The organism is Pseudomonas sp. P5_B2, assembly GCF_056400445.1.
Window position 1 is genome coordinate 1 of record NZ_JBFULH010000549.1, and the last position, 2,726, is coordinate 2,726.

Here is a 2,726-nt window from a genome sequence, read left to right on the forward strand (position 1 = left end):
CCGATAATCTYGGTGCACAGCGGTTGTATGAGTCGTTGGGGTATGTGCGCGAGGCGGGTTATTACACGTATTGCCTTGATTTGAGGTGCAAGTCATAGACGCACTAGCCGGCGGATTCGGGCGGAACGGCAGGTAGCGACGCAAGGTTTTGTAGGCTCCGGGAAGTAACACGGGGTGTTTTTAAATAAAAACCGTAAGACATTTGAACGCTTTCAAAAAATCGTGGAAACATCCCACAGGATTTTAAGGTTGGCGCTCGGAAGCGCGGCGGGTAGCGTGGTGGCTGCAATCAGGGAAGAGAGCGCGGCCCCTCTGACGGCCGGAATATTTCGCTTCATGGAGAAAGGACGAATGGACTCAGCAAGTAATACATGCAAAAGCCGACAATACTCAATTACCCAGTCCACGACATTTGACGCTATTCTTTCGTCAAATGTCGCAGCGAGGTCATTGTTATGCCCGCAACGAATCAAGCAGAAAAGCAAGCCGTGGCGTCGAGGGCAAATAAGCCAAGAAAGCCTACTGAGGTTCTTCTACATGGTCGCAAGGGTGACACGCGCATGTTGGTAATCCGGTACACGCAGGAAGGCTTTGAGTTGAGTGATGTCAGGGACATGCTGGCTATATCGGCACTGTACATGGAACACGACCTTATTCAGCGCATCACCGGGAAATCCATCAGGACCGTCCAACGCCTGACGAAAGAGACCGGGCAGGTGCGCCTGAACCAGCAGCAGAGCACGATCGCCTTCCAGTATGCGCAGGCCCTGGAGCACGCCACCAACGTGTTCGGCAATCTGTTGTTGGCCGAGGAATGGCTGCGCAAACCGTGCAAATACCTGGACGGTCATGTTCCGCTAGAGCTGATCGATAACTCGCTTGGCTTCCAGGCGGTAGAGGACTACCTGACCCGGATCGAGTACGGGGTCTATCAATGAACCCCTTACCCTGGGACGGGACATGGCACGCCTGGCGCCTTGATCGCGAGGTGTTCAAAGACAACTGGAGCAGTGGCGTTGGTGCGCAACGTTCCGGTGGTCGATGGAACCCTCCCGGCCGTCGGGTCATTTACGCTTCGGCGGACCCGTCCACGGCCATCCTGGAGGTCGCGGCCCACGTTGGCTTCGATAGCCTCGACAGTGTGCCGCACGTGCTGACCTGCTTCGAAGTGCTGGATCCCGATATCATCAAAGTTGTTCAGCCGGAAGATGTGCCGAACCCGAACTGGCTCATCCCGTCACAACCTTCGCCCAATCAGCAACAGTTCGCCGAGCTGCTGCTGGCCCGGCATCCCTTCGTTCTTATCCCTTCGGCGGTGACTGGCCGTTCGTGGAATCTACTGGTGAGCTGCGACCTGGCTGACGATAAGTTCAAGCTTGTCTCACAGGAGCGCTTTGGCCTGGACACCCGGCTAATCAAATAAGTGCCACCAACCTCACGGCAACGTCCACCCTTCACGAAACTGCTCGAATTGCGCCTCTGGCATCTGCACCAGCAACGGCGACTCGCGAGGGTCGAGCCACTTGAACAACGCAGAAATATCTCCCTGATCCATGGCCGTGCAACCTGCCGTCGGGGAAGTGGGGCCGCGCCAGACATGGAAAAAAATGCACGAACCCGACGCTGCAGTAGCCGGGGTGTTGTGCTCGATGAAAATGCCTTTGCGATAGCCTTCTTCTTTGAGCATGTGTTCGGAGCTGTTCCAGTCCTTGGCCATTGCCGCGCTGTCGACCAGTTCGTTGTAGCGACTGGATTGGCTGTCATCCACGCATTCGGTGGTGGGTGTCAGCGTAAGGTACTGCAGTCGGGTGTCGGCCGAAGTGTCGTAGCCAAACGCCGTTCCGAGTCTGAATATTCCGGCGGGCGCTCTCCCGTCGCCTTCGCGTTTGACCGGATCTTCTACCGCGTCAACGCTGCCAAGGCCCTTGCCCCAACCCATGCCGTTTTTACCGACCACGACTGGGAAGGCATTGCCGACCTTTCGAAAAGTTTTACCGTCACGTTCATAGCGCTGCGCGGTGCCCTGGATGTCGTCCCAGCTCCTGGAGGTGACCACGATCAGCTGACCACTGGCGCCGATCACGTCGCTTGAGCTTATCGGTGTAATGGGGAAATCCATCACGTCTTTCGGTGCTCCCTCGCCACTGAACGTGAAGTGCCACCATTCCTTCGAATAACCGGCAAACCCTTCTTTTTCCATGGCGCTGCTAAGCCGTTGACGATTTTCCTTTGCGTTGGAGCTGATCGTCGGGTTGGCGCTATGCGCGCGCTCATCGAAGCAATCGTAACCGGTGCCCATATCGAGTGCGCCATCGTGCCAGCGTTGGCCATACGGCGCCGTGCAATCGACTTGGGCTGCTGCTGGTGTCCAGGTATCGGCGGGCACGGCCTTTGGGCCAATCAGTGTGAGGTCCACGGTTGAACCTTTGGAGTGCCCCGACACCCGCGCCACATAGCCCAGGCGCCAGAAATCCTGCTTGTCCACGCGCGGATAAAACTCGGCCTTGCGTGGGTCCCCCGGCTCGGTCGCGAAGCGCCCCATGTCGGCGACAGCACGGCTGGGACGATAACAATCGAGCACCTTCAAAGCATAGCCTTGCGGGCGCAGTGCCGCTTGCACCCGGGCAAGGGCCTTGGCGGTGTCCACGGACAACAGGCATTCGGCGGCGTCGTAACCATCGAGCCGATGCCCGGTGAAATTGTGAGGGCTGGCGTAGCGCATGTCC

3 protein-coding genes and 1 pseudogene are annotated in these 2,726 nt (G+C 57.7%); 3 read left to right on the plus strand and 1 reads right to left on the minus strand.

The window, feature by feature from the left end:
* The 3 genes and pseudogenes from AC1DRJ_RS23740 to AC1DRJ_RS23750 all read left to right on the plus strand — a co-directional run.
* Positions 1 to 98: pseudogene (locus AC1DRJ_RS23740) on the plus strand (GNAT family N-acetyltransferase); the annotation flags it as partial.
* A gap of 357 nt (positions 99 to 455) precedes the next feature.
* Positions 456 to 938: an antitoxin Xre/MbcA/ParS toxin-binding domain-containing protein gene (locus AC1DRJ_RS23745; RefSeq protein WP_477804299.1), complete on the plus strand. Its 483-nt coding sequence runs from the start codon at positions 456 to 458 to the stop codon at positions 936 to 938.
* Positions 935 to 1,423: an RES family NAD+ phosphorylase gene (locus AC1DRJ_RS23750; RefSeq protein ID WP_477804300.1), complete on the plus strand. Its 489-nt coding sequence runs from the start codon at positions 935 to 937 to the stop codon at positions 1,421 to 1,423. The genes AC1DRJ_RS23745 and AC1DRJ_RS23750 overlap by 4 nt, the downstream gene beginning before the upstream one ends.
* A gap of 12 nt (positions 1,424 to 1,435) precedes the next feature.
* Here the strand turns inward: AC1DRJ_RS23750 and AC1DRJ_RS23755 are convergent.
* Positions 1,436 to 2,726, minus strand: a 1,291-nt coding sequence (locus AC1DRJ_RS23755; protein ID WP_477804301.1) for a M15 family metallopeptidase, incomplete at its 5' end; no start/stop codon positions are given.